Source organism: Nocardiopsis tropica, assembly GCF_042660575.1.
In the GTDB taxonomy this organism is placed as follows: Bacteria; Actinomycetota; Actinomycetes; order Streptosporangiales; family Streptosporangiaceae; genus Nocardiopsis; species Nocardiopsis tropica.
The window spans coordinates 348055-372489 of sequence record NZ_JBHSUF010000001.1; the positions used below are offsets into that span (position 1 = coordinate 348055).

The window sequence follows — 24435 nt, forward strand, 5'->3', positions numbered from 1 at the left end:
GGCGGTCGGCGGCGCGGTTCCCCTGTCACAAGGGGGCCTCGGCGCCGACCGGCCCCGGCGTGACCGCCGCCCGGGGGGCGACCCCGCCCGGGCCCTCGACGGTCACAGCCGGTTGACGTCCACCACGTGCACGACCGCGTAGCCCTCCGCGTCGGACGCGGCCAGGTCCACCTCCGCGCTGATGCCCCAGTCGTGGTCGCCGGCCGGGTCGGCGAAGATCTGGCGCACGCGCCACAGCCCGGTCTCCTCCTCGATGAGCAGCATCTTCGGTCCGCGCGCGTCGGGTCCGGTCCCGATCTCGTCGTGCTCGGCGAAGTACTCCTCCACGGCCTCGGCCCACTCCTCGCCGCTCCACTCGCCGTCCTGGGACAGCTTGCCCAGGTCCCCGTAGCGGCGGCGGGAGGCCAGCTCGACGCGGCGGAACATCTCGTTGCGCACCAGCACCCGGAAGGCCCGCGCGTTGGCCGTGACCGGCCGCACCTTCTCCTCGGCGGGCTCCTGCCCCTCCGGGGCCTCCTCCTCGGGGTTGGTCAGCCGCTCCCACTCGTCCAGCAGGCTGGAGTCGACCTGGCGGACCAGCTCGCCCAGCCACTCGATGAGGTCGCGCAGCTCCTCCGTCTTGGCGTCGTCGGGCACCGTCTGGTTGAGCGCCTTGTACGCGCTGGCCAGGTAGCGCAGGACCAGGCCCTCCGAGCGCGCCAGCTCGTAGTGGCCGACGTACTCGACGAAGTTCATCGCCCGCTCGTACATGTCGCGTGCCACGGTCTTGGGCCGGAGCGGGTGGTCGCCCACCCAGGGGTGACCGCGCCGGTAGACGTCGTAGGCGTGGTGGAGGAGTTCCTCCAGCGGCTTGGGGTAGTCGACCTCCTCCAGCAGCTCCATGCGCTCGTCGTACTCGATGCCGTCCATCTTCATCTGCTGGACGGCCTCGCCGCGGGCCTTGTTGAGCTGGGCGCCGAGGATCTGCCTGGGGTCGTCCAGGGTCGACTCCACGACGGTGAGCACGTCGAGCGGGTAGGTCGGCGACTCCTTGTCCAGCAGGTCCAGCGAGGCCAGCGCGAACGTCGACAGAGGCTGGTTGAGCGCGAAGTCCGCCTGGAGGTCCACGGTGAGCCGGGCGGTGCGGCCCTGGTCGTCGGGTTCGGGCAGGGTCTCCACGATGCCGCCGTCGAGCAGCGACCGGTAGATGGCGATCGCCTCGTGGATGTGGCGGCGCTGCGCGGGCCGGTCGTCGTGGTTCTCGGTGAGCAGGTGGCGCATCGCGGTGAAGCAGTTGCCCGGGCGGGCGATCACGCTGAGCAGCATGGCGTTGCTCACCCGGAACCGCGAGGCCAGCGGCTCGGGGTCGGCCTCGATGAGCTTGTTGAAGGTCGCCTCGTCCCAGGAGACGAACCCCTCGGGCGCCTTCTTGCGCACCACCTTGCGGCGCTTCTTGGTGTCGTCGCCCGCCTTGGCCAGGGCCTTCTCGTTCTCGACGACGTGCTCGGGGGCCTGCGCCACCACGTGGCCGACCGTGTCGAACCCGGCGCGTCCCGCCCGCCCGGCGATCTGGTGGAACTCGCGGGCGCGCAGGCGGCGCACGCGCACACCGTCGTACTTGCTGAGGGCGGTGAACAGCACGGTGCGGATGGGGACGTTCACCCCGACCCCCAGGGTGTCCGTGCCGCAGATGACCTTGAGCAGGCCCGCCTGGGCCAGCCGCTCGACCAGGCGCCGGTACTTGGGCAGCATGCCGGCGTGGTGCACGCCGATGCCGTGCCGCACGTACCGGGAGAGGTTGCGGCCGAACTTGGTCGTGAAGCGGAAGTTGCCGATCTCCGCCGCGATCGCCGCCTTCTCCTCCTTGGTGGACATGTTGATGCTGGTCAGCGACTGGGCGCGTTCGACTGCCTGCGCCTGCGTGAAGTGCACGATGTACACGGGCGCGTTGCCGTCGCGGAGCAGCTCCTCCAGCGTCTCGTGCAGCGGGGTCACCCGGTAGTCGTAGTAGAGGGGGACGGGGCGCTCGGCGGAGGCGACCACGGCCGTGGTGCGCCCGGTGCGCTTCTCCAGGTCCTCCTCGAACCGGCTGACGTCGCCCAGGGTGGCGGACATCAGCAGGAACTGCGCCTGCGGCATCTCCAACAGGGGCACCTGCCACGCCCACCCCCGGTCGGGCTCGGCGTAGAAGTGGAACTCGTCCATGACGACGGTGTTGATGTCCGCGTTCGCGCCCTCGGCGAGCGCGATCTGGGCGAGGACCTCGGCGGTGCAGCACACGATGGGGGCGTCGGCGTTGACGCTGGCGTCGCCGGTCATCATGCCGACGTTCTCGGTGCCGAAGATCTTGCACAGGTCGAAGAACTTCTCCGACACCAGCGCCTTGATGGGTGCGGTGTAGAACGCGCACTCGTCGCGGGCCAGGGCGGCGAAGAGCGCGCCCGTGGCGACCATGCTCTTACCGGAGCCGGTGGGGGTGTTGAGGATGACGTTCGACCCGGAGACGACCTCGATGAGGGCCTCCTCCTGGTGCGGGTAGAGGGTGAGGCCCCGCTCCTCGGCCCACAAAGCGAACGCCTCGAAGAGGGAGTCGGGTTCTGGTTCGGCCGGAAGCACATCGATGAGACTCACAGTCTCTATACTGCCCGCTCCCAAGTCCCCTTCGGGACGTGGCGGGCCCCCGCCGACCCGCAGCGGCGCCCCGTGCGCCCCGGCCGGCCCCTGCACGGCGACGGGCACGCCCCCGTGGGAGGCGTGCCCGTCAGCGGCCCTGCGGCCCTACACGAGGCCGAGCTTCCGGACGGTGTCGCGCTCCTCGACGAGCTCGTTGACCGAGGCGTCGATGCGGGCGCGGGAGAACTCGTCGATCTCCAGGCCCTGGACGATCTCCCACTTGCCGTCGCGGGACACGACCGGGAAGGAGGAGATGAGGCCCTCGGGCACGCCGTAGGAGCCGTCGGACGGGATGGCGGCGGAGGTCCAGTCGCCCTCCGGGGTGCCGTTCACCCAGTCGAAGACGTGGTCGATGGCGGCGTTGGCGGCGGAGGCGGCCGAGGACGCGCCACGGGCCTCGATGATCGCGGCGCCGCGCTTGGCGACGGTGGGGATGAAGTCGTTCTCCAGCCAGGCCTGGTCGCCGACGGCCTTGGCGGCGTTGCCGCCGCCGACCTCGGCGTTGAACAGGTCCGGGTACTGGGTGGCGGAGTGGTTGCCCCAGATGGTGAGCTTCTTGATGTCGTTGATCGACACGCCGAGCTTCTTGGCGAGCTGGGTGAGCGCGCGGTTGTGGTCGAGGCGGGTCATCGCGGTGAAGCGCTCGGCCGGGACGTCCGGGGCGTTGCTCTGGGCGATGAGGGCGTTGGTGTTGGCCGGGTTGCCGACCACGAGTACCCGGATGTCGTCGGCGGCGCCGGCGTTGATCGCCTCGCCCTGGGGCTTGAAGATGCCGCCGTTGGCCTGGAGCAGGTCGCCGCGCTCCATGCCCTTGCCGCGCGGCCGGGCGCCGACCAGCAGGCCGACGTTGGCACCCTCGAAGGCCTTGGTGGCGTCGTCGAAGATGTCGATGCCCTGGAGCAGGGGGAAGGCGCAGTCGTCGAGCTCCATCGCGGTGCCCTCGGCGGCCTTGACGGCCTGCGGGATCTCCAGCAGACGCAGCTTCACCGGGGTGTCGGCGCCGAGCAGCTGGCCGGACGCGATCCGGAACAGGAGGGCGTATCCGATCTGGCCGGCGGCGCCGGTGACGGTGACGTTGACGGGTGCTTTGGACATGGCGTGAACTCTCCTGACGACGATGTGCGACCCGCGATGTTACCAACGGGTCATACGCGGCGTCGGTGCCGGGCGCTGGGGTCCGTCCAGTCGCGCGCCGCACTCCACCACCCTAGACCGAGCCCCCTCGGGTCCCGGGACCCAGGTGCGGTGTTCGCGGCGCGCCCGCGCACCCGGTCCCAGCAGGGCCTGTCCTGTAACGGATTTACGGCGCGGAAACGCCGGACACACCCTGTTAGGATGACGTTTGCCGACGACGGCGGGCCGGTAGCTCAGTTGGTTAGAGCAGGGGACTCATAATCCCTGGGTCGCGGGTTCGAGTCCTGCCCGGCCTACCCCCTCCAGGCACACCAAAAGCGCCGCCGACCTGCGGATACAGGCCAGCGGCGCTTTCTTGTGCCCTACGGTCGGCTACGGACTTCCACGGTTCCGTCCGGGGGGCCGCGCCGAATACGCGTGGAAGTTTCGGGCCTCGGAAGTCGTCGAACCCGGTCCCGGCCCCGTCCAAGCACCTCGCGTAAATCCGAAGTAGGACATCAAGGCCGCGTCCGTCCTATTCTGCTACTTGTGGGGGATTAGTCCCTGTATTGGCCGGGCGATCCCCCCAGTGCCCCGGAGGGGCGTGCGGTGGGTGCGCCGGTCCCTCCTGTCCCGGTCGCCCCGTGCGCCGGTTCCGGGCTCCCGAGAGCCCCATGGGTCGGGGTGTGTCCGGTGGTGGCGGGTTTCGTGGGTATGAGTGCCGAAGATCCCGGTATCCTCGGTGGCGGTAATGCCGAGGTGCGGCCATCGGGGCGCTCGTCGGGGTCGGCCGGTCCGTGACCCGCCGGTCCCCGTTCGCGGGTCCGGGCCCCTCCGCCCTCGGCCGGTGGAGAACCCCTTCGTCCGCAGGGGGTGGGGGCGGGCCCGTGTCCGCCCTGGTGAACTTCGTGGACTTTCGGCGCATATGTCTTATTCATACGGATTCCTCTGCGTACCGTTCGGAGAGGGGCCGTCCGGTCCTGTCGTCCGTCCGGCCGCCGGGCGGGCGTCGTGCGAGACGGGGAACCCCTGTGTTCCCCCGGACTCCGGACCGCCCGGAAGTGCCCACAGACGCGGTCCGGAACATGCTCCGAACGACCGTGTGAGCGGGGACGGCTCGTCTAAACTGGCGGCCGTTCGGGGCGCAGAGGTGTCCCACGTCTCACAACCACCGTGCTCCCGGCGTCGTCCGACACGTCGGTGGAACTTCATCGGGAAGGGCGAGCGTTGGGCGCTGATGGGACCGGGGGGCGCGGCGCGCACCGCCGCAGACGTGACGACCTCGCCCCGCACCTGCTCCGCGGCGCGGCGGCAGCCCTCGTGGCGACGGTCCTCGTGACCGCCTTCTACGTCGTGACCTCGCGCGACGGGGACGCGGGCGTCCAGGACCGGCAGGAGCAGGCGGCGCCCCGGGCCATCGGCACCCCCTTCGCCAGCCTCGTGGACGAGATCGGCATCTCCCGGGACAACTCCGCCGCCAACGTCGACCTCGACGGCGCGGGCCACAGCCTCTCCTCACAGGCCCTGGCCGCCGCCGGGTGGACGCCCGGCCGCGAGGTGGTCCTCCTGGGCACCGAGCTCGAGCTCCCCGACTACGCCCCCGGGCGCCCCGACCACGTGGTCTCGGACGGCCAGCTGCTCCGGTTGGACGAGGACCGCTACGGATCGCTCACCTTCCTGGCCACCGCCACGCGGACCGGCGGCGCCGGTGGCGGCCCCGCGGTCCACGGAACGGGCCGCGTGGTCTACACGGACGGCACGGAACAGGAGTTCGTCCTCTCCGTCCCCGACTGGGTCGAGGGACCCGCGGGGGACGCGGCGCTCTCGCTGCCCTACGCCAACTCCGCCGGCATCGGCGGACCGAGCCCCACCCTCGGCTCCGTGCGCCTGTACGCGCGCAGCGTGCCCGTCGACCCGGCCCGGGAGGTCTCCCACGTGGTCCTGCCGCGGGTGGACGGGGACGGGGGCCGCCTGCACCTGTTCTCCGTGGACGGCCGCCCCTCCTCCGGCTGGACCGGCTCCTGGGCGCGGGCCACCTCCGGGTACCTGGAGGTCGGCCCCTGGCAGGACCAGACCCTGCGCCTGTCGGTCCGCACCACCGCCGGAGGGCACGTCGCCAGGATCCGCCTCGACAACACCTTCGCCGCGGAGCCCGTCACGGTGGGCGCCGCCTCGCTGGCGCTGCAGGGGGACGCCGCCGGCACGCGCGGGGCCGCGGTCCCCCTCACCTTCGACGGACGCGCCGACACCGTCATCCCGGCGGGCGGACAGGTGTTCAGCGACCCGGTGGAGATCCTCCTGCCGCCGCACACCGACGTCCTGGTGAGCTTCCACCTCCCCGAACTGGTGACCGCGGCCCCCGTGCACTACGCCGCGGTGGACACCAACTACAGCAGCGAGCCGGGCAGCGGCGACCAGACGCTCGACACCACCGGGGCTCCGTTCACCGGGCGTGTGGCGCAGTGGCCTTTCCTGACCGGTATCGAGGTCGCCGACGGGCCCGGCGCGATCTTGGCCTTCGGCGACTCCCTCACCGACGGGACGCGGTCCACCCGCGACGCCCACAGCCGTTGGCCGGACGTGCTGAGCACACGCCTCGCGGCACAGCCCGGTGTGCTCAACCCCGGTGTGCTCAACGCCGGCGTGGCCGGGAACCACGTGGTCACCGACGGGTACCCGGGGGAGGGGGTGTCCACCAACCCCAGCGGGGTCGCCATGGTCCACCGGGTCCAGAGGGACGTGTTCGCGCAGAGCGGCGTGGAGACCGTGGTCGTCTTCGCGGGGATCAACGACCTGCGCTGGGGCACCTCCCCGGACGCGGTGATCAGCGGGCTCGGCCAGATCGCCCGGCTGGCCGAGGCGCGCGGCGTCCGGGTGTTCGTGGCCACGCTCGGTCCCTGCGGGGGGGAGCGGCGCTGCACTCCGGAGGTCGAGCAGGCACGGCAGCAGGTCAACGCCTACCTGCGCACGCAGATCGGTGACCCGGCGTCGCCGTTCGACGGGGTGTGGGACTTCGACGCGGTCCTGCGCGACCCGGCCGACCCCGCCCGCCTCCTGCCCGCCTACGACTCCGGTGACCACATCCACCCCGGGGACGCGGGACTGCGGGCGCTGGCCGAGTCTGTGGACCTCCAGCAGCTCGTCGGCGGGTGAGCCCGCCCCTCACCTGGGGGAGCCCAGGTGGTGGTGGACGACCAGGTCCACGTAGACGGCGCCGAGGCCGTCCAGGCTCAGCCCCGCATCCGGGTCGTACCAGTACAGGAGCGAGTCGAGGGTCTCCAGCACCTCGTCGGCGGCCCGGCCGGGGTCGCGTACGACGAAGGCGCCCGCGGCCGCGCCGTCCTCGATGATCCCGCGCATGTGCTCCCGGTAGAGGCGCAGGAGGGAGCCGACCTCCCTGTGGCGCGCGGGGTGGACGGCCCGCAGCACCGGCAGCAGCTCGTGTGCCAGGGCTGACGCGGCCCGGTGCCGCCAGCCGGTCTCCACATGGCGTCTGACCAGCGAGGCCATGCGTTCGACGGCGGGCAGGTCCGGCCGGTCCGCGGCCAGCTGGCCGTCGACCCGCTCGTGTGCGGACCTGAGCACGACGGCGTAGGCCAGGTCGGTGCGGGTGGGGAACGCCCTGCGGAGGGAGGCCGTGTCCGCCCCGGTCTCCAGGGCGATGCGGCGGATCAGCTCGGACACGCCCGGTCCGCGCGAGCCGTGCCGGGCGAAGAGGCGCGCGGCGCAGTCCAGGACCGGGGCGGCGGCTCGGAGCGCGCGGGGCGAGGTGTGGGCCGTCATAGGGGTTCTCGTCGTCGGGAGGGCGCAGGGAAGGAGAGGGGTGCGCGGTCTTCACCCGAGGGGCCATCGCTTTCCAGGGTATCCGCGGGGTGGCCGGAAGCGGCGTGGAACGGCGGAACCCGACGGGGCGGGGAACGGCCGCGGGCGCCGAGCCCCCGCGGGCACGGCGGCCACGCGGCGGAACGGCCCCCGGCGGGCTCCGGGAACGTGCCCTCCCGCCCGCGCCCGCGCCCGCGACCGGGGCCCGGGGCTCAGACGGCCCCGACCGCCGTCGCCCCTCCCCGGCCCCGACCGCTCGTCAGCGACACGAGGTCGGCGATCCGCTCCGTGGCGAGCGCGTCGACGCCCATGCCGATCAGACGCGCCATCTCCGGGAACTCGTTCACGGCCCAGGCCGTGACGCGATACCCGAAGCGGTGCATCTCGTCGACCGCTTCCCGGGTCACGAGCGTGTGGTGCGCGCCCAGGAACTCCGGTCCCAGGGCGCGGACGGCCTCGTCCGGAGGCATGTCCGGCTGCTCCCAGACCGCCAGGAGCCGGGCGCCGGGGCTCTTGGCCCGGAGCGCGCCGAGGGTCTCGGCCGAACCGGTGAAGAGCACCTGGTCGCCGAACCCGCGTTCGCGCAGGAGCGTGTCCGCGGCCAGCGCGGCCCTCGGCGTGTCCGCGCCGACGAGCAGGGGCGGGGGCCCGTGGGCGCCGAACTCGGCCAGGACCTCCATCAGGGTGGGTATGCGCCGTTCCACGTCGTCGCGCACCCCGGCGAGTTCTGCCAGGGTGAGTCCGTCCACGGGGCGGGGCGGGGAACCGGGAAGGGCCACGAGTCGTTCGTCGACCAGGACGGAGTAGCCGTCCGAGGTCAGGTGGACGTCGATCTTGACCAGATCGGCCCCGGCGCGCCAGGCTGAACGCAGGGCCGGGAGCGTGTTGCCCGGGAAGCGGGCGGTGTCTCCGCGCAGTGCGATGGACAGCGTCATGCGGTCAAGGGTGGCAAATTCCGCCGTCCCACGTGGCGCAAACAGGAAAAACATCCACCAAGAAGGTCCGCGGCGGCGGTGGCCCGGGCCCGCCCCGGCCGGAGCGGCCGGGCCCCTTCGCCGCGATTGCGAGAGGACTCACGTCCGGAGAGCACCGTTCCGGGCGCGATGAGCTGGGAAACTTTGTTACATGGCGTCGTGATCGCACGGTGTCCCCATGGCCGGCCCCCGAGTGTGAGGCGAACGATGATCCCGGACCAGCGACGAGAGCACATCCTGAAGCTCCTCCAGGAGCGTCACGTGCTGAGTATCAACGAGCTCACGTCGATGCTGTCCGTGTCCCACATGACGGTCCGGCGCGACATCCAGGCGCTGGAGAACGACGGCAAGGTCCTGTCCGTCACCGGTGGGGTACGGCTCGCGGCGCGGCTCAAGAGCGAACCCTCCTACCTGGCCAAGGCCCAGCTGGAGGTCCCCGCCAAGCGCGCCATCGCGCGCGCCGCCGCGGAGCTGGTCAGAGAGAACTTCACCATCTACCTGGACGCGGGGACGACCACGCTCCAGATGGTGCCGCTGCTCACCGACAAGGTCGGCCTGACGGTCATCACCAGCGACTTCAACGTGGTCGGGCACCTGATGGAGTACCCGGGGATCGAACTGATCCACACCGGCGGCGTCGTCTCGCACTCCGACCACTCCTCGGTCGGCCGGTTCACCGCCGACTTCCTGCGGCAGGTGAACGTGGACCTGGCCTTCATCGCCAGCAGCTCGTGGGACGTCGACCGCGGCTCGACCACGCCCTCCGAGGCCAAGGTGGTCGCCAAGCAGGCGCTGCTGCGGATCGCCTCCAAGAGCGTGCTCACCGTCGACAGCACCAAGTACGGCAAGTTCGGCACCTTCAGGGTGGCCAGCCTGGAGGAGTTCGACCTGATCATCACGGACGACCGGCTCCCGCGCTCGGCCGTGGACGAGCTGGGCGAGCGCGACGTGCGCCTCAAGCTGGTCGAGACCGACTGACAGGGCCTTCCCGTGTGCCGGGAGGGACGGAGCCGGCGGGGGCGGATCAGTCCTCGTCGGCGTCCAGCTCCGCGGGGCAGAACAGCCCGAGCTCGGTGCCGTCCGGGTCGTAGAACAGCAGGGTGGAGCCCTCCTCGCGGTGCATGACGGGGGAGTGCTCCACGTCCATGTCCGCGAACCGCTCCTCCCACGCCTCCAGCTCGCCGAGGTTGTCGACGCCCAGGGTGAGCCGGTCCAGGCCGCAGTGCCTGCGGTCGAACCGGTTCTTGAAGTTGTCGCGGTGTTGGATGAGGGCGACCATCAGGCCCGACGCGGGGTGACGGCACTCGCTGCGCAGTGTGCCGTCGTGGTCGCGTCGTCCGAGCACCTTGAAACCCAGGACGGAGCGGTAGAAGCGCACGCTCTCGTCGCGGTCCCGTACGGAGAGGGTGACGCGGGCGAGCCCGTTGAGCTGTGGCACGGGCACCTCTTTGCGCCGGGGATTGATGCTGGTCAGTAGTTCGAGCACGGTCCACAAGCCTAGGTGGGTGTGTAGGGGGACGGGCCCCTCTTTAACGCGGGCTTAACGCCCGATGTTCCCAGGATCACCCGGCTCCGCGAGCGGCGCCGCACGGGTCCCCGCCGAGGGGGCGGCGGAGGGTTTCGCGCCGGCCCGCGGCTCGTCCCGTGCCCCGCCGGTCCGCGCGTACCAGCGGGCCCGCATCACCAGGACGGCGACGGCGAAGGAGACCAGTCCGCCGAGCGTGGCCAGGGCGAACGCCCCCTGGTGGCCGTACGCGTCGGCGACGGCGCCCGAGACCACGGACCCCAGGGCCTGGCCGAGGATCAGGCTGCTCAGGACGACGGCCATCGACTGGGAGAGGCGGCTGGGCGGGGCGGCCCGCTCGATGAGCCCGAAGAGGCTCACGATGTGCGGGCCGATCGCCGCGCCCAGCACGAAGACGGCCACCGCGAGCGTGGCCGGCCCGTGGTCCAGGTACAGGGGCAGGCTGAGCACGAACAGGCCCCCGGCCGCGACCCGCGTCCGGGCGGTCAGGGAGAACCCGGCGGGCAGGGAGGCCATCAGCAGCCCGGCCGCCGCGCTGCTGGCGCCCATCACCGCGTACATCAGGCCGGACAGGTCCCCGTACCCCGAGGCCGCCGCGAACGCGGTCACGCCGGTGGACATGCCGCCGAAGAACAGCCCCTGGCAGAACATGGGGGCGGTGAGCACGAGCAGGGCGGGGGTGGCGATCCGGCCCTCCGAGCCGCGCACCGGCGGCGTCCCGGCCGGGGCGGTCCGGTGGAGGGCGAACACGGCACCGAACACGCCGATGAGAGCGGCGGCGCCCAGCACGCCGGCCGACGGGGAGAGGGTCACGGTGAGCACGCCCACGAGGGCGGGGCCGAGGACGAACGCGGCCTCGTCGAGTACGCCCTCGACCGACATGGCGGCCGACACCGAGCGCTCCCGTTCCGCGCCCCGGTCGGGTCCCCGGCGGATCAGCACCACCCACCGGGTCCTGGCCATGGGCCCCATCTGGGGCAGGCACATGCCCGTGACCGCGGCCAGCGCCGCGAGGGCGGGGGTCGGGGTCCCGGACCGGACCGCGAGGACCAGCAGGACGATCAGGACGGCGTCGACCAGCGCCATGACGAGCACGGGGGTCCGCTGCCCGTGCCGGTCGGCGAAGCGGGCGATGACCGGGCCGCCGACGGCCTCGCCGAGGGCGAAGGCGCCGGCCACCGCTCCGGCGGCCGCCACACTGCCGGTGGTGGCGGTGACGAGGGTGAGCATGCCGATCAGGGCCATGGAGATGGGCAGGCGGGCCAGGAAACTGGCGAGGAGCAGCGGCCACCCGGCGATCCGGTGCATCCGCCGCAGTGTCTCGATGGGTGACATCCCGACCCCGTCCCGCTCGTGGTTCCCGCTCCCCGGATTCCAGCACGGCGGTCCTGCGCGGGCCATCAGTGGAGACGACAAAATTCATCCCATGATATGGCCGAGAATCGTCGTGATGCCCGGTTGCGCACCGGGTGTCCGCGGGTTCCGGCCGGTGGCGGGGCCGCCCCGGCACGGACGCCGGGGAGCCCCGCTGCGAGGCCGTGGACCCGGTGCTCGTGCACCGGTCCGCCGTCCCCGCCCCCGGGGCACGGACGGCGGACGCCTCCGACATCTGATCCGGCCGGGTGGCGACGCGCCCGGGTGGGAAGGACCGGGAGTGTCCGAGGTACCCGCGTGAACGGTGAGAGACCTTGCCACTGAACGAGGAGGAGGCGGTCCTGCTGGCCGCCGCCTGGCGGAGGCTGGCCGGGGGCGGTCCCGAGGCGGCCGCGGTCGGGGCGGAGCTCCTGGACCGCTGGAACGAGCCGCACCGCCGCTACCACACGCTCCTGCACCTGTGGGAGACGCTCCGCGCCGTCGACGTCCTCCAGGAGGAGGCGCGCGACGCCGACTGCGTCCGCTACGCGGTCTGGTTCCACGACGCGGTGTACGAGGGGCGCCCCGGCCGGGACGAGGAGGAGAGCGCCGAGCTCGCCGGGCGCCTGCTGTCCCTGATCGGCGTGGAGCCCGGGCGGGTCGGCGAGGTGGTGCGCCTGGTGGGTGTGACCGCGGCGCACCGCCCCGAGGAGGGGGACGCGGACGGCGCGGTCGTCTGCGACGCCGACCTGTCGGTCCTGGGCGCGCCGGCCGATGAGTACCTCGCCTACACGGCGGCGGTCAGGGCCGAGTACCGCCATGTCCCCGACCGGGTGTTCCGCGAGGGCCGCACCGCGGTCCTGCGGTCCCTGCTGAACGGGCCCCACCTGTTCCACACGTCGTTCGGCCGCGAGCACTGGGAGGCCGGGGCCCGGGCCAACATGCTCGCCGAACTCGACCGGCTGGCGTCGCCGGCGCCCCTGGACGCCCCGCCGCCCTGACCCTCCCGCACCCGGGGAGGGGGAGCCGTGCGCCGCCTCCCCGGGCGGGCCCTCACGGCCGCCCGCCCACCCTGGGGGCCTTGCGCCGCCGGAGCCCCGCCGCGCGCAGACGGGTGACCAGCTCGCGCCCGGTCACGTGCGCGGCGCCCAGCTCCAGCGCACGGGCGTGCAGGTGGCCCGGGATGTCGTAGTGGTCGCGGTCGAACGCCCGCGGGTCCACCCCCATGGCGCGGGCGAAGGCGTGCAGCTCGTCGAAGGAGCTGTCGCTCACCAGGTGCGCGAAGAGCAGGCCGCGCGGCCCGGGCCAGACCGCGGAGTCGATGAGGACGCTCATGGCGTACGGGGCGCGCTGACGGCCCGCCACGGGACCGGGCTGGACATGACCATGGTGCTGGAGGGGCGACCGTGCTCGGCGAGCTTGTCGATGACCTCCTCGAAGTGCTCCATCGAGCGGACCGCGATGAGCAGGACGCAGCAGTCGTCGCCGGTCACCCGGTGCACCTGCAGGATCTCGGGCAGCTCCAGCGAGGAGCCCTCCCGCAGCAGGCAGTGCGCGCCGAAGCACTCCATCCGGACCAGGGCGGTCACCGGGAGCCCGGCGGCGGCCGGGTCGACGTGCGCGTGGTAGCCGGTGATCACCCCGCGGTCGGTGAGGCGGCGGACGCGGTCGGCGACGGCGGGCGCCGACAGGTTGACCCTGCGGGACAGCTCGTTGAAGGACAGCCGCCCGTCCTGCTGGAGTTCGGAGAGGATGCGCTGGTCGACGCCGTCCAGCGGGGTTGCCAGTCGTGAGGCCATGCTTTGCGTTCCCAAGGTCGAAGCTCGTTAACCATGACGAATGCTAGGCCAATGCCCGACTTGCGTGTTCGTCGGCCATTCCTTTCGCGGTTGTGTCTGCCCGATGATGTGACCTCACGTACACGGGCCGTGTGCCGGGGCGGTTCCCCGCGCCGCGCGGTGCCCGCACAGCCGCTCAAGCAGTACCGACAAGGGGTCGTCATGCTCTCCACCGCCGCCCAGCAGTGTCCGTTCGCCCCCGGCGAGGACGCGGAAGGGGCCGAGGCGGCCCGGGCGCGCCGGGCCGCGACCGACGGGGGGCGGCCGACGCTCTCCTTCGAGAAGAACACCCCCTACGTCGACTACGTCGGGATCGACACCCTGCTCGGCCTCCGGAGACCGCGCACCGCCGAGCCGGCCGAGTCCGCGTTCATCATCGCCACCCAGGTGATGGAGCTGCTCTTCGCGCTGGTCCAGGAGCGCTGGGAGGCGGCCCGCGACGCGCTGGAGGCGGACGACGTGCCCGGTGCGCTGGCGTGGCTGCGCCGGGCGTGCAACGCTCAGGACGTGCTCAACGACTCCTGGGGCCTGCTCGGGGACATGACCCCCACCGAGTTCAACCGCTTCCGCGACTCCTTCGGCGAGGCCTCCGGGTTCCAGTCCTACGGCTACCGCAAGCTGGAGTTCCTGCTCGGCAACAAGTCGGCCGCCATGATCCGGCCGCACAAGGCCATGGCCGGAGTGGCGGACCAGCTCAGGGCCGTACTGGAGAGTCCCGGCCTCTACGACGCCGCGCTGCGCCTGCTCCACCGCCGCGGCCTCCCGGTGCCCGCCGACCGCGTCGAGCGGGACTGGACACAGGACTACGAGCCCAGCGACGGGGTCGAGGCGGCGTGGACGGCCGTCTACGCCGACGACGCGCCCGGGAACGACCTGTTCCTGCTGGCCGAGGCGCTGCTCGACGTCGCCGAGAGGGTGACGCGGTGGCGCCACCGCCACCTCGTGGCCGTCAAGCGGACGATGGGCGGCAAGCCCGGCAGCGGGGGTTCCAGCGGCCTCACCTGGCTGGCGCGCAACGCCGAGCAGGACGTCTTCCCCGAGCTGTGGTCCCTCCGCAGCTCCGTCTGACCAGTACGCCGCGCCCCGCGCACGACCAGGAAGCAGGAACCGATGACGCCCACCACCCGTGAGGACTGCGTCGCGCTCGACGCCGCCGACCCCCTCGCCGCGTTCCGTGAGGAGTTCGTCCTCCCCGAGGGCGTGATCTACCTGGACGGCAACTCCCTGGGCGCGCTGCCGCGCTCCACCCCGGGCCGGGTGGCCGACATGATCGAGCGCGAGTGGGGCCGGGACCTCATCCGCAGCTGGAACGACGCGGGCTGGTGGGACAAGCCGCGCACCCTGGGCGCCAAGGTCGCGCCGCTGGTCGGCGCCGCCGCGGACGAGGTCGTCGTCGGCGACGGCACCTCCGCCAACCTCTTCAAGGTCCTGGTCGCGGCGCTGCGGATGTCCGACCGCTCTGTCGTGCTGGGCGAGGCCGGCAACTTCCCCACCGACCTGTACGTGGCCGAGGGCGCGGTCGCGCTGGCCGGGGCCGTCCAGCGCAGGGTGGACCCCGACGGTCCCGGGCTGGAGGCCGCACTGGCCGGGGGCGACGTCGCCGTCCTGCTGCTCAGCCACGTGGACTACCGCAGCGGAACCCTGCGCGACATGCCCGGCATCACCCGCCTGGCCCACGAGAACGGGGCCCTGGTGGTGTGGGACCTGTGCCACAGCGTCGGCGCGGTCCCGGTGGACCTGTCGGGCAGCGGGGCCGACTTCGCGGTCGGGTGCACCTACAAGTACCTCAACGCCGGTCCGGGCGCCCCCGCGTTCCTGTACGCGGCCCGGCGCCACCACGCGGTGGCCGAGCAGCCCGTCAGCGGATGGCACGGGCACGCCCGCCCGTTCGACTTCTCGGGCGACTACGAGCCCGCGCCGGGGGTCTCGCGCTTCCTCAGCGGGTCGCAGCCGCTGGTCGCGGACGCGGCGCTGGAGGCCTCCCTGGACGTGTGGGCCGAGGCCGACCTGGCCCAGGTGCGAGTCAAGAGCCTGGCGATGACCGACCTGTTCCTCTCCCGGGCGGCGCAGGCGGGGATCTCCTCCATCACCCCGTCCGAGCACGCCCGGCGCGGGAGCCAGGTGGCGCTGGTGGAGCCCGAGGAGGGCGCGGGGTACGCGATCGTGCAGGCGCTCATCGCGCGCGGGGTGATCGGTGACTTCCGAGCCCCCGACGTCATGCGGTTCGGGTTCACGCCCCTGTACCTGCGCCACGTCGACGTGTGGGACGCCGCGACAGCCCTGGTCGAGGTCGTCGGGACGGGCGAGTGGCGCCAGGAGCGCTTCGCCAGGCGCGGCCAGGTCACGTGACCCCTTCTTGACACTCCGGACGGGCAACCGTCCGGAGTTCTCTTTGCCCGGAGGGGAGAGGCCCCCGTCGCCGCTGACCCCCGCCCGGGACGGGCATTGCGCGGCCTTGACCGCGCCGCCCCCGACCGCACCGCGGAACCTCGGCGCGTGGACCGTGACCTTTTCGGCCCGTACACGGCCTCCCGTCCCACCTCTCCCGCTTCGTGTCAACTCGGGCGAGTGTATGACGCGGGCCACGGAACGGCCCCTCCGCCTTCTCCGCATACGTCCGAGAACCCCTGTCCGGCAGGGGTTCTCGCGTTTCAGGGGTCCTTTCCCGGGGCACTGCGAGACGTATGCGGGTAAACACGTGCTGTCATTTTACCTGGAAGGCTTGCACACTTTGCTTAAACCTGGGTTAGTGTCCTCGTGATCGCTTCGTTATGAGTCTTTAGCGAGTCGATGCCGAGCCCTTGACCGGCCGAGTGCCGCAAGGGAGTCGAGACCCTCACCGGGAATCGGGCGGCGCGTATCCACGCGCTCACGCCGGAGGACCACCGAATTCCATCGGTGCTCCCGTTCCCGCCCGCCACTCGCCGCCAGCGACGCGGGAGATCCCTGACATGACGCCCTCGCGGGGCGCACCGAGCGTACCCGCGTGTTCTGGAGCGTCGTGCCCACGGTCTTCTCGGCCCTGTCGTCAACCTGGCCATTAATTTATGAGCAACGAAACTCCCATTCAGCACGGCGAAGTCACCGCGACCTACTTCTGGGACGACGGTTCCGGCATCAACGGGGACACCGGTGCACCCGCAGGCGGAGAGCCCATGCAGAAGGGGCTGTTCTCCAGCCCCAGCTGGCCGCTCGGCACCGAGGGCTACATCGTCTACGAGGGCGAGGAGTACGAGTTCTTCATCGGTGACCGCGGTCCCGGTGAGCCCTCTCAGGACTGCGACGTTCTGCTCGACATCGACGGCAAGACCTTCGCCGACATGATGGGCACGAGCTTCGACGAGAACTCCCTGACCGTCGGCGGCGGCAACGGCCACGCCGAGGTCGAGTACTACATCACCGAGTGGGGCGACGGGAACGGCACCGAGGGCGCCCCGCACCCCTTCCAGGAGCCCGGCAACAAGTGTGAGGACGCCGTCTCCCCCCTCCCCGAGGAGAAGACCGAGGAGCCGAAGGAGGAGACCGCGAAGGAGACCTCCGAGGACGGCGCCGACCAGGCCGCCAAGGAGGAGGAGCAGGCGAAGGAGCAGGAGCAGTCCGAGGACGCGGCCGCGGCCGAGGGCCAGGACGGGAACGGCGACGGCGGCGTGACCGCCGAGACCGCCGCGAACGACCTCTCCGGAGCCGAGCTCACCGGTGCGGACGGCGTGATGAGCGGCACGGGTCTGCTGACCCTGGCCATCATCCCGGCGATCCTGATCGCGCTGTTCTTCGCCTGGACCCGCCGTCCGGCCGGCCAGCACGCCGGTGCTGCCGACAGCGAGGGCAAGGGCCTGATGGCCGACAGCGACGGGCGCCACAGCCTGGGCTCCACGCTCAGCACCCTGTTCGACAAGCTGCGCGGCAACAAGTAGCGCACAGGGCGTCCTCCGGGACCTCCCGGTCCCCCCGACCGGTACCGGCCCGAGGCCGGACGCCCCCGCAGGAGCGGACCCCGAAGGGCCGCGGCCGACAGGCCGCGGCCCTTCGGCGTGTCCGCGCCGGGACGCGGGCGCGGAGGTTCGTGCGGAGGCGGTCGGCCCCGGCCGTGCGGTTCAGGGCATCCGGGCTCCGTCGGCCGGCTCCCTGCGCCGTCCCGACAGGGGCGGGACCGCGGGGCGGACACCCCCGGACGGCGGACGCGGGTCGCGGCCGCCCGACGGCGCCATGCGCTCGCGCACCGAGGCGGCGAACTCCTCCGCCTCGGAGCCGAGGGCGGCCAGGGCCCGTTCGGTCTCCCCGGGGTCCCCCAGCAGGCCCTCCGCCCGCAGGAGGGCCTCCACGCGGGTGACCGGGTCGCCCTCGCACCGGTGCCCGGACTCCGGCCCCTCCCGGCGGGGCGGCGCGCAGCAGGACCGCGGGTCCTCCCGGTACGCGACCGCCTCGACGACGGCCGGGCCGCCGCCGTCCCGGGCCTCGGCCAGCGCCCGGGAGACGACCGCGTACACGGCGGCGGCGTCGGCGCCGTCGACGCGGTAGCCCTTCCTGTCGTGCCCGGGGGCTCCGTGCACGGGTGCGGGGCCCCGCGGGTACGGGGGCGCACCGGCGGCCCGGTGGCCGCCGCGCACGAGGAAGACGACGGGCGTGTTCCACACGGCGGCGAAGTCGTAGGCCTCGTCGGTGTCGCCCCCGTCACCCGTCAGGGCCAGGGCCGCCACGTCCCGACCCTCGCGCCGGGCCGCGTAGGTGAGGCCGACCGCGTGTGAGGCGTTCGTGGCCACGGGGGTGCACTGCGGAGCGCACCGGTAGCGGCGGGGGTCGTATCCCGGACGCCAGTCGCCGCGGAAGAGCGTGAGGGCCTCCACCGGGTCCACCCCGTGGGCGACCAGGGCGACGCTGTCGCGGTACCCGGGGAAGAGCCAGTCCCGGTCCGACAGGGCGAGCACGCCTCCGACCTGGGACGCCTCCTGCCCCGCCGAGGACGGGTACACGGCGAGGAGGCCCTGGCCGGCGAGCGCGCGGGCCTGCCGGTCGAAGCGGCGCCCGATGACCATGGCGCGGTGGAGCCCGGCCAGCCGGGCGCCGTCGGGAGCGGTGAACCCCGGGTGCTCCACACGCAGCCCGTGCCGGTCGACGAGCCGCACGGGCTCCACCGGCGGGGGCGGAGGAGCCGGGCGAGGTCGCTCATCGGTGTGCTTCATGTCTTGAATATGCGGTGAATCACCCCATATTGTCGATGTCCCCAGGCTGATGCTGGACAAAATGGCCGGTCGTTCGCCAGAGCGCCACGGATGGTCTCACGCGGATATCGTGTGAGCGGTATGAGGTGAGACACATGGCCGTGCGGCTGGACGACACCGACCGTCGCATCATCGCCCTCCTGCGGGAGGACGGGCGCATGTCCATCCGCGCGGTCGCGGAGCAGGCCCACATCTCCAGGGCCAACGCCTACTCCCGGCTCGAACGGCTGCGGGACGAGGGCGTCATCCGCGGGTTCACCGCCGTCATCGACCCCGAGAAGTACGGCACCGCCCTCTCCGCGTACGTTTCCGTGCGCATCGAGCAGCACTCCTGGGAGAGGTTCCGGGGCTACCTGCGCGACATCCCCGAGGTGGACCACGCGGCGCTGGTGTCCGGCGACGTCGACCTGCTCCTCCTCGTCCGCGTCACCGACGCGGCCGCGCTGCGCACCTTCGTCCTCGAACGGCTCCAGCGCATCCCCGAGGTCAAGAGCACCCAGACCATGTTCATCCTCGACGAGCCGCCCCTGTGACGGCCCCGGCCGGAAGGGGCCGTTTGCCCCGCGATTGGACCTCGGCACGGCCCCCTCCGCCCCCTAGCCTGGGCCCATGCCCGAGTACCGCGTCGTCGACGCCTTCACCGACCGGCCCCTGGCCGGAAACCCCGCCGCCGTCCTGGTCCTGGACGACGCCTACCCCGACGCCTGGGCGCAGGGGGTCGCGGCCGAGTTCAACCTGTCCGAGACGGCGTTCGCGCGTCCCGTGGACGACCCCGGCGCCGACTACGAACTGCGGTGGTTCACGCCCACGGTCGAGGTCGACCTCTGCGGACACGCCACCCTGGCCACGGCGCACGCGCTCACCGAGCGCGGCGAGCCCGGACCGTTCCGCTTCACCACCCGCAGCGGCGTCCTCACCGTCACGAGGGAGGACGGGCTGCTGTGGATGGACTTCCCGGCCAGGCCGCCGAAGCCGGTCGAGGCCCCGGAGGGGCTGGCCGAGGCCCTGGGGGCGCGGCCCCGGTGGGTGGGGCTGGGCGGTGTGGAGGACCTCCTCGTCGAACTCGCCGACGAGGACGCCGTCCGGGGCCTGGCCCCCGACACGGCGGCGGTCGCGGCCCTGCCCTTCCAGCTGGTCATCGTCACCGCCCGGGCCCGGAAGGGACCCGACTTCGTCTCCCGCGTCTTCGGTCCCGCGGTGGGGTTGCCCGAGGATCCGGTGACCGGCAAGGCGCACACGGTCCTCACACCGTTCTGGGCCGACAGGCTGGGACGGGCGGAGCTGACCGCCCACCAGGCCTCCGCGCGCGGCGGCGACCTCCTGCTGAAGGATCGGGGCGGCCGAGTGCTGATCGGAGGCAGGGCGGTGACGGTCGCGACCGGGACCCTGCACCTCTGATCGTGTCCGGGAGCGGGTCCGGCCCATGTCGTCCGGCGCGGGCGCCGGGCCCGCCGGGGTGTCGGCGAAAAACGCCCGGGACCCGTCCCCCTAGGGTTCGACGGGGGCCGGTCCGGCCCCGGGAACAGACAGCCGAGAGGAGCACCCCGTGGAGAAGTGGGCCACCAGGGAAGAGATCATCGCGGTCCGGGAGCGGTTGGAGGCCGCCGACCCGCGCTGGCGGCGTCCGGCCGCCCACGCCGTCGGCGTCATCCGCGACGGCCGGACCTCGTTCACCCTGACCAACCGGGACGGCAATTACCTTCCGGCGGTGATCCTTGCCAGGGCGGTCGGCCACTCCTCCGGCAGCGGCTCCTACCCCCTGTCGGTCGAGCAGCTGGAGGCGGCGGAGGCCGAGCTGGCCCCGGCCGAGGCGTGCCCGGACTTCGAGCACCCGAACCTCCACCACTGGCGGGACCTCATCGCCGAGGTCACAGGGGAGGGCGGCCAGCTGGTCGCCGTGTTCGTGGGGGACCTGGCCGACGAGCCCGTCGACGAGCACGACCGGGCCCTGCGCACCGCACTGGAGGGGTAGGCCCGCCCCGGGGGCGCGGAGCGGCCGGACCGGATCCGGAACAACGAGCGCCCTCCGGGTCCGGGCGGCCGTCGATGGGGAACTGGGAGCCGACGGAATCACGGTTTCCCCCTCGCGGCACCCGGACTTCCGGTAGAACTGAACGCGAGGCACCTCCCCACCCCTCCCGGGGAGGTGCCCGCCACACTCCGGCCCGGGACACCCCCTTGGTACCGGGAGGACGTGTGGCCCCCCGAGAGATCGGCCCCGGCGCCCCCCGGGGCCGATCTCCACCTCCGGGCGGAGCGGCCGGGCCCTGCGCTCGCCGACGCCGAGGAGGCCCGCCGCACCCGTCACCCCCTCCCCGGGTCCTCCCGCCTCCCGGCGAGGCTCACCAGACCGCAGCCGTACCCGCGCCCACGGCCGATCCCGCGGGTGAGCGTCCGCCGGAACAGATCCGCGTCGGTGACCCGCGCCCCAGCCCCGTGGGGCCGGCGCCCCCGGACCCGATGCGCGAGGTCCGGCCGGAGGGGTCGCTGCCGGACGGGGCGCAGGTCGCTCACCCTGCCCCACGGACGAGGGCGTCCACGTGGTCGGCGGCGGCCCTGGCGCCGTCCGTGCCGGACAGGCGGTCCCGCAGCTCCTCGGCGCGCGCCCGGAGCTCGGGGTCGTGCAGCACGGCCTCGAAGGCGCGGCGCAGGCGCTCTCCCCGGGCCCGGGCCGGAGTCAGCCCGACCGCGCTGCCGAACCGCACGCAGTCGTCGATGTTCGAGCGCTGCTCCATCTGGAGGCCGATCCCCACGAACGGCCTGCCCGAGGCCACAGCGGTCTGCACGGTCCCTTCCCCGCCGTGGATCACGGAGGCGTCGATGAGGCCGCCCAGTTCGTGTGCGGGGAGCAGGTCGAACACGTGCACATGGCGGCCGAGCCCTTCGAGGTCGCCCGGTTCCAGGTAGTGGGCGACCGGGGCCAGGACGGTCACCGGCATCCGCGAGAGCTCGCCGAGGACCCGGAGCACGATGTCGCGGCGGCCGGAGCTGCCCATGGCGAAGTACACGACGGGACGGCCGGCCTCGCGGGCCCGCCCGGCCGCCAGGGTCACCTGCGGGGGTACCTCCCGGTCCAGGCGGGCGTAGATCGGTCCGACCCAGCGATAGTGCGGCGGGAGCCTGTACGGGTGCAGAAAGCCGGAGATCGAGGCGATCAGGTTGAGGTCGCCGTCCAGCGCCTCGACGGTCCGTCGGGGCAGTGCCACGCCGTACTCTCGGGCGACCCGCGCGAAGCCGCGGGGTTTGTACGAGGTGTACCGGGCAGCCTCGCGCAGCAGCACGGCCGCACCGGCGTTGACCGCCCCCGCCAGGCGGCCGCGACCGTCGAGCAGGGGCAGGGAACGCGCCTGGCGCAGGTGGGGCCACGAGTAGGCGAACGGTCTGACGTGGACCAGCGGGATCCCGTCGGCCCGCGCGGACACCAGCTGGCTGAGCGTGGAGCCGATGACGGTGGCGGCCGGGCGCACCAGGGCGTTCAGTTCGCGTTCGCTCCCGACCCTGGCCCGGACCACGTCCTCCGTGAACGGGTGGTTCGGGCTCCGCCCCTGGTCGAAGCGGATCAGCTGGTCGGCCTGGGCGTCGGTGAGCTCGGGGGAGAGGCGGTGGTACTCGAAACCGGCGTCCTCGACCACACCCGCATACCGCTCGGAGTACCCCGCGAACACGCACCGGTGCCGGTCCCGCAGGTGCCGGGCGACCTCGACCGCCCGGGTCGTCTCGGCGAGGTTGAAGGTTTCGGGGACGAACAGGACCGTGCTCATGCGGGAACTCCTCGGCGGAAGGGGTTCCCCGCAACGTAGTCCCCGGGGAGGGGCCCGGGCAAAGGCACTCTCCGCCGGGCGGGCGAATGGCGTGTGTCACGTTCGCCGTCGGAGGGGGGCTTCCCGTGCAAGAATCTGGGACAAGTGTCCCATTTGTTTGCGTGCCGGGACACGCCGCCCCTCTCACGCCCTCGGAGGCCCTGCCATGCCCCACCCCTACGCCCGCCTCTTCGCGCCCCCCGGGGCCAGGGGCTTCGCCGTCGCGGGGATCATCGGCCGCATGCCCGTGGCCATGGCCAACGTCGGCATCATCACGATGCTGGCCGCCACCCACGGCAGCTACGCCCTCGCGGGCGCCGTCGCCGCGACCTTCACCCTGTCCATGGCGTTGATCGCGCCTCAGGTCTCGCGCCTCGCCGACCGCCACGGCCAGCGCCGCGTGCTCCCGCCGGCCGCCGCGATCAGCGTGGTCTCGCTCTTGGCGATGCTCGCGTGCGTGACCTTCGGCGCCCCGTCCTGGGCGCTCTTCGCGTCCGCCGTCCCGGCCGGGACGATGCCGAGCATGTCCGCGATGTCGCGGGCGCGCTGGACCGAGCTGCACCGGGGCTCGCCCGAGCTGCGCACCGCCTACGCCTTCGAGTCGGTGGCCGACGAGCTCACCTTCATCACCGGACCCGCCCTGTCCGTCGTGCTGAGCACCGCCGCCTTCGCCCAGGCCGGACCCCTCGCCGCGGCGGCCTTCCTCGCGGTGGGGGTGGGCCTCTTCACGGCCCAGCGCGGTACCGAGCCCCCGGTGCGGGTCCCCGCCGACCGGGACGGACGGCGGACGCGCTTCCTCGGCCTGCCGCTCGCGGTCCTGATCCTCGTCCTGGGCGCCGGGGGAGTGATCGTCGGGGCGGTGGACGTCGTGGCGGTCGCCTTCGCCGAGGAGCTGGGCGCGCCCGGCGCCACCGGTCTCGTCCTGTCCGCCTACGCCCTCGGCTCCGCCGTGTCCGGTCTGGGCTTCGGCGCGCTGAACCCGAGGGGACGCCCGCACGTCCTGCTCGTCGCGGCCGTCGCCGGAACGGCGGCGACCACGGTCCCCTTCCTGGCGGTCGGCGGGATCGCCGCGCTGGCGGCCGCCGTGTTCGTCTCCGGCCTGTTCTTCGCGCCGACGATGATCCTGGTCATGACCCTGGTCGAGCGGATCGTCCCCGCCGAGCGGCTGACGGAGGGCATGACCTGGGCGCTGACCGGCCTCACCGTCGGCACGGCGGGGGGCACCTTCGCCGCCGGGACGGCGGTGGAGGGCTCGGGCACCACCGGCGGGTTCCTCGTGGCGGTGGCCGCCGGCGGCGCGGCCCTCGCCGCGGTGGCGGCCGCCGCCCCGCTGCTGGGCCGCGCGGCCGCCCGCCCGGAGGAGGGCGGGGAACCGCGGACGGAGGAGCCCCGGGCCTGCGGGGCCCCCGGCTGAGGCGTCGCGCGCCCCCGGGCCACGGTGCCGCTACCCTCGCCGTAGACCGGAGGAGGGGCCCTGAAACAGACCGACGGACGCCGAGCCAAGGGGGAACTGCGCCGGAACGCGCTGATCGAGGCCACCCTGCGCATCATCGAGCGCGACGGGGTGGCCGGCGTCAGCCACCGCACCGTCTCCCGGGAGGCGGGGCTGCCCACCTCGGCCACCACCTACTACTTCAGCGGGCTGGGCGACCTGTTGACGGCCGCCCTGACCAGTGTGATGAACGAGGACTCCGAGCGGATGCGCCGCCTCTCCGGCGGCGGCGACCGGCGGCGCGAGCTCGCGGAGCTCCTGGCCGTGGTCGCCGCCGACCCCGGACGCCTGCTCGCCGAGTACGAGCTCTTCCTGCTGGCCGCCAGACGCCCTCACCTGCGTGAGGCCACCGACGGGTGGCTCGCCGCCGTCTCGGCGTTCGCCCGGCGGTACACGGACGACCCGGTCCGGGTCCGCGTGGTCGCCGCGGTCATCGACGGGGTCCTGCTGCACAGCCTGCTCGGGGACACCGCGCCCACGGCGGACGAGTTCGCCGCCCTCCTCGCCGACGTCCTCCCGGACCCGCCGGGGGCGGATCCGGCACCGGATCCGCGAGACCTCCCCTGAGCAGCGCGGACACGGTCGTCCACAGGCCCTCTGCGACGCTGTCCCGAAACCCCTAACCTGGCCCGGAGGATCATCCGAAC

The 24435-nt window shown here is 73.1% G+C and carries 22 protein-coding genes and 1 tRNA gene; 12 read left to right on the top strand and 11 right to left on the bottom strand.

Annotation, left to right across the window (positions count from 1 at the left end; genetic code table 11):
* Positions 1–102 precede the first annotated feature (102 nt).
* Entirely contained in the window at positions 103–2595 is a 2493-nt protein-coding gene (locus ACFQBR_RS01450; protein ID WP_344176365.1) for a DEAD/DEAH box helicase, read from the bottom strand.
* Between the two features lie 162 nt (positions 2596–2757).
* Positions 2758–3747, bottom strand: coding sequence for a malate dehydrogenase (locus ACFQBR_RS01455; protein WP_330160533.1), 990 nt, complete (start codon positions 3745–3747; stop codon positions 2758–2760).
* Between the two features lie 261 nt (positions 3748–4008).
* Here ACFQBR_RS01455 and ACFQBR_RS01460 point away from each other — a divergent pair.
* Together ACFQBR_RS01460 and ACFQBR_RS01465 are read left to right on the top strand one after the other, a co-directional pair.
* Positions 4009–4082, top strand: a tRNA-Ile gene (locus ACFQBR_RS01460).
* A gap of 910 nt (positions 4083–4992) precedes the next feature.
* On the top strand, positions 4993–6918 hold the full coding sequence (locus ACFQBR_RS01465; protein ID WP_344176227.1) for an SGNH/GDSL hydrolase family protein: 1926 nt from the start codon (positions 4993–4995) through the stop codon (positions 6916–6918).
* A gap of 9 nt (positions 6919–6927) precedes the next feature.
* On the opposite strand, the gene ACFQBR_RS01470 is transcribed toward ACFQBR_RS01465, so the two are convergent.
* Positions 6928–7548, bottom strand: a complete 621-nt coding sequence (locus tag ACFQBR_RS01470) for a TetR/AcrR family transcriptional regulator (protein ID WP_344176230.1) — start codon at positions 7546–7548, stop codon at positions 6928–6930.
* A gap of 251 nt (positions 7549–7799) precedes the next feature.
* Complete coding sequence (locus tag ACFQBR_RS01475; protein ID WP_267945922.1) at positions 7800–8522, bottom strand: glycerophosphodiester phosphodiesterase; 723 nt, start codon at positions 8520–8522, stop codon at positions 7800–7802.
* Between the two features lie 246 nt (positions 8523–8768).
* Between ACFQBR_RS01475 and ACFQBR_RS01480 the strand changes: the two genes are divergently transcribed.
* Positions 8769–9539: a DeoR/GlpR family DNA-binding transcription regulator gene (locus tag ACFQBR_RS01480; RefSeq protein WP_267945921.1), complete on the top strand. Its 771-nt coding sequence runs from the start codon at positions 8769–8771 to the stop codon at positions 9537–9539.
* 46 nt (positions 9540–9585) lie between these two features.
* On the opposite strand, the gene ACFQBR_RS01485 is transcribed toward ACFQBR_RS01480, so the two are convergent.
* Complete coding sequence (locus ACFQBR_RS01485; protein WP_378551779.1) at positions 9586–10047, bottom strand: VOC family protein; 462 nt, start codon at positions 10045–10047, stop codon at positions 9586–9588.
* 54 nt (positions 10048–10101) lie between these two features.
* A complete protein-coding gene (locus tag ACFQBR_RS01490; protein WP_344176234.1) occupies positions 10102–11421 on the bottom strand; it encodes an MFS transporter in 1320 nt (439 codons plus the stop codon).
* A gap of 353 nt (positions 11422–11774) precedes the next feature.
* Here ACFQBR_RS01490 and ACFQBR_RS01495 point away from each other — a divergent pair, with 353 nt between their 5' ends.
* A complete protein-coding gene (locus tag ACFQBR_RS01495) occupies positions 11775–12440 on the top strand; it encodes an HD domain-containing protein (RefSeq protein ID WP_344176236.1) in 666 nt (221 codons plus the stop codon).
* A 52-nt stretch (positions 12441–12492) separates the two neighbouring features.
* On the opposite strand, the gene ACFQBR_RS01500 is transcribed toward ACFQBR_RS01495, so the two are convergent.
* Positions 12493–12774 carry a DUF4031 domain-containing protein gene (locus ACFQBR_RS01500; RefSeq protein WP_267950469.1) on the bottom strand — a complete coding sequence of 94 codons (282 nt, stop codon included), beginning with the start codon at positions 12772–12774 and terminating at the stop codon, positions 12493–12495.
* A complete protein-coding gene (locus ACFQBR_RS01505; RefSeq protein ID WP_267945917.1) occupies positions 12771–13238 on the bottom strand; it encodes an Lrp/AsnC family transcriptional regulator in 468 nt (155 codons plus the stop codon). Before ACFQBR_RS01505 ends, ACFQBR_RS01500 begins: the two co-directional genes overlap by 4 nt.
* A 201-nt stretch (positions 13239–13439) precedes the next feature.
* Here ACFQBR_RS01505 and ACFQBR_RS01510 point away from each other — a divergent pair, with 201 nt between their 5' ends.
* The 3 genes from ACFQBR_RS01510 to ACFQBR_RS01520 all read left to right on the top strand — a co-directional run bounded on the left by ACFQBR_RS01510 (position 13440) and on the right by ACFQBR_RS01520 (position 17191).
* The gene (locus tag ACFQBR_RS01510; RefSeq protein WP_267945916.1) at positions 13440–14345 is read left to right on the top strand and encodes a tryptophan 2,3-dioxygenase; all 906 of its coding nucleotides are present in this window, start codon (positions 13440–13442) and stop codon (positions 14343–14345) included.
* 42 nt (positions 14346–14387) lie between these two features.
* On the top strand, positions 14388–15626 hold the full coding sequence (gene kynU / locus ACFQBR_RS01515) for a kynureninase (protein WP_344176239.1): 1239 nt from the start codon (positions 14388–14390) through the stop codon (positions 15624–15626).
* A gap of 698 nt (positions 15627–16324) precedes the next feature.
* Positions 16325–17191 (top strand): hypothetical protein, encoded by an 867-nt coding sequence (locus tag ACFQBR_RS01520; protein WP_344176241.1) that lies wholly within the window; start codon positions 16325–16327, stop codon positions 17189–17191.
* Positions 17192–17371: 180 nt separating this feature from the next.
* Here the strand turns inward: ACFQBR_RS01520 and ACFQBR_RS01525 are convergent, their stop codons facing one another.
* Entirely contained in the window at positions 17372–18457 is a 1086-nt protein-coding gene (locus tag ACFQBR_RS01525; RefSeq protein WP_344176243.1) for a thiamine pyrophosphate-dependent enzyme, read from the bottom strand.
* Positions 18458–18591: 134 nt separating this feature from the next.
* Between ACFQBR_RS01525 and ACFQBR_RS01530 the strand changes: the two genes are divergently transcribed.
* The 3 genes from ACFQBR_RS01530 (at position 18592) to ACFQBR_RS01540 (ending at position 20468) form a co-directional block, all read left to right on the top strand.
* On the top strand, positions 18592–19029 hold the full coding sequence (locus tag ACFQBR_RS01530) for an Lrp/AsnC family transcriptional regulator (protein ID WP_267945912.1): 438 nt from the start codon (positions 18592–18594) through the stop codon (positions 19027–19029).
* A 76-nt stretch (positions 19030–19105) separates the two neighbouring features.
* Entirely contained in the window at positions 19106–19894 is a 789-nt protein-coding gene (locus ACFQBR_RS01535; RefSeq protein ID WP_344176245.1) for a PhzF family phenazine biosynthesis protein, read from the top strand.
* A 148-nt stretch (positions 19895–20042) separates the two neighbouring features.
* Entirely contained in the window at positions 20043–20468 is a 426-nt protein-coding gene (locus tag ACFQBR_RS01540) for a hypothetical protein (protein WP_344176247.1), read from the top strand.
* 332 nt (positions 20469–20800) lie between these two features.
* Here the strand turns inward: ACFQBR_RS01540 and ACFQBR_RS01545 are convergent, their stop codons facing one another.
* Positions 20801–21010 carry a type I-E CRISPR-associated protein Cas6/Cse3/CasE gene (locus tag ACFQBR_RS01545; protein WP_344176249.1) on the bottom strand — a complete coding sequence of 70 codons (210 nt, stop codon included), beginning with the start codon at positions 21008–21010 and terminating at the stop codon, positions 20801–20803.
* Positions 21007–22257, bottom strand: a complete 1251-nt coding sequence (locus ACFQBR_RS01550) for a glycosyltransferase (RefSeq protein ID WP_344176252.1) — start codon at positions 22255–22257, stop codon at positions 21007–21009. The genes ACFQBR_RS01545 and ACFQBR_RS01550 overlap by 4 nt, the downstream gene beginning before the upstream one ends.
* A 205-nt stretch (positions 22258–22462) precedes the next feature.
* Between ACFQBR_RS01550 and ACFQBR_RS01555 the strand changes: the two genes are divergently transcribed.
* Together ACFQBR_RS01555 and ACFQBR_RS01560 are read left to right on the top strand one after the other, a co-directional pair.
* Positions 22463–23710: an MFS transporter gene (locus ACFQBR_RS01555; protein ID WP_344176254.1), complete on the top strand. Its 1248-nt coding sequence runs from the start codon at positions 22463–22465 to the stop codon at positions 23708–23710.
* A 150-nt stretch (positions 23711–23860) separates the two neighbouring features.
* Entirely contained in the window at positions 23861–24355 is a 495-nt protein-coding gene (locus tag ACFQBR_RS01560) for a TetR/AcrR family transcriptional regulator (protein WP_267945907.1), read from the top strand.
* The last annotated feature ends 80 nt before the right edge of the window (positions 24356–24435 follow it).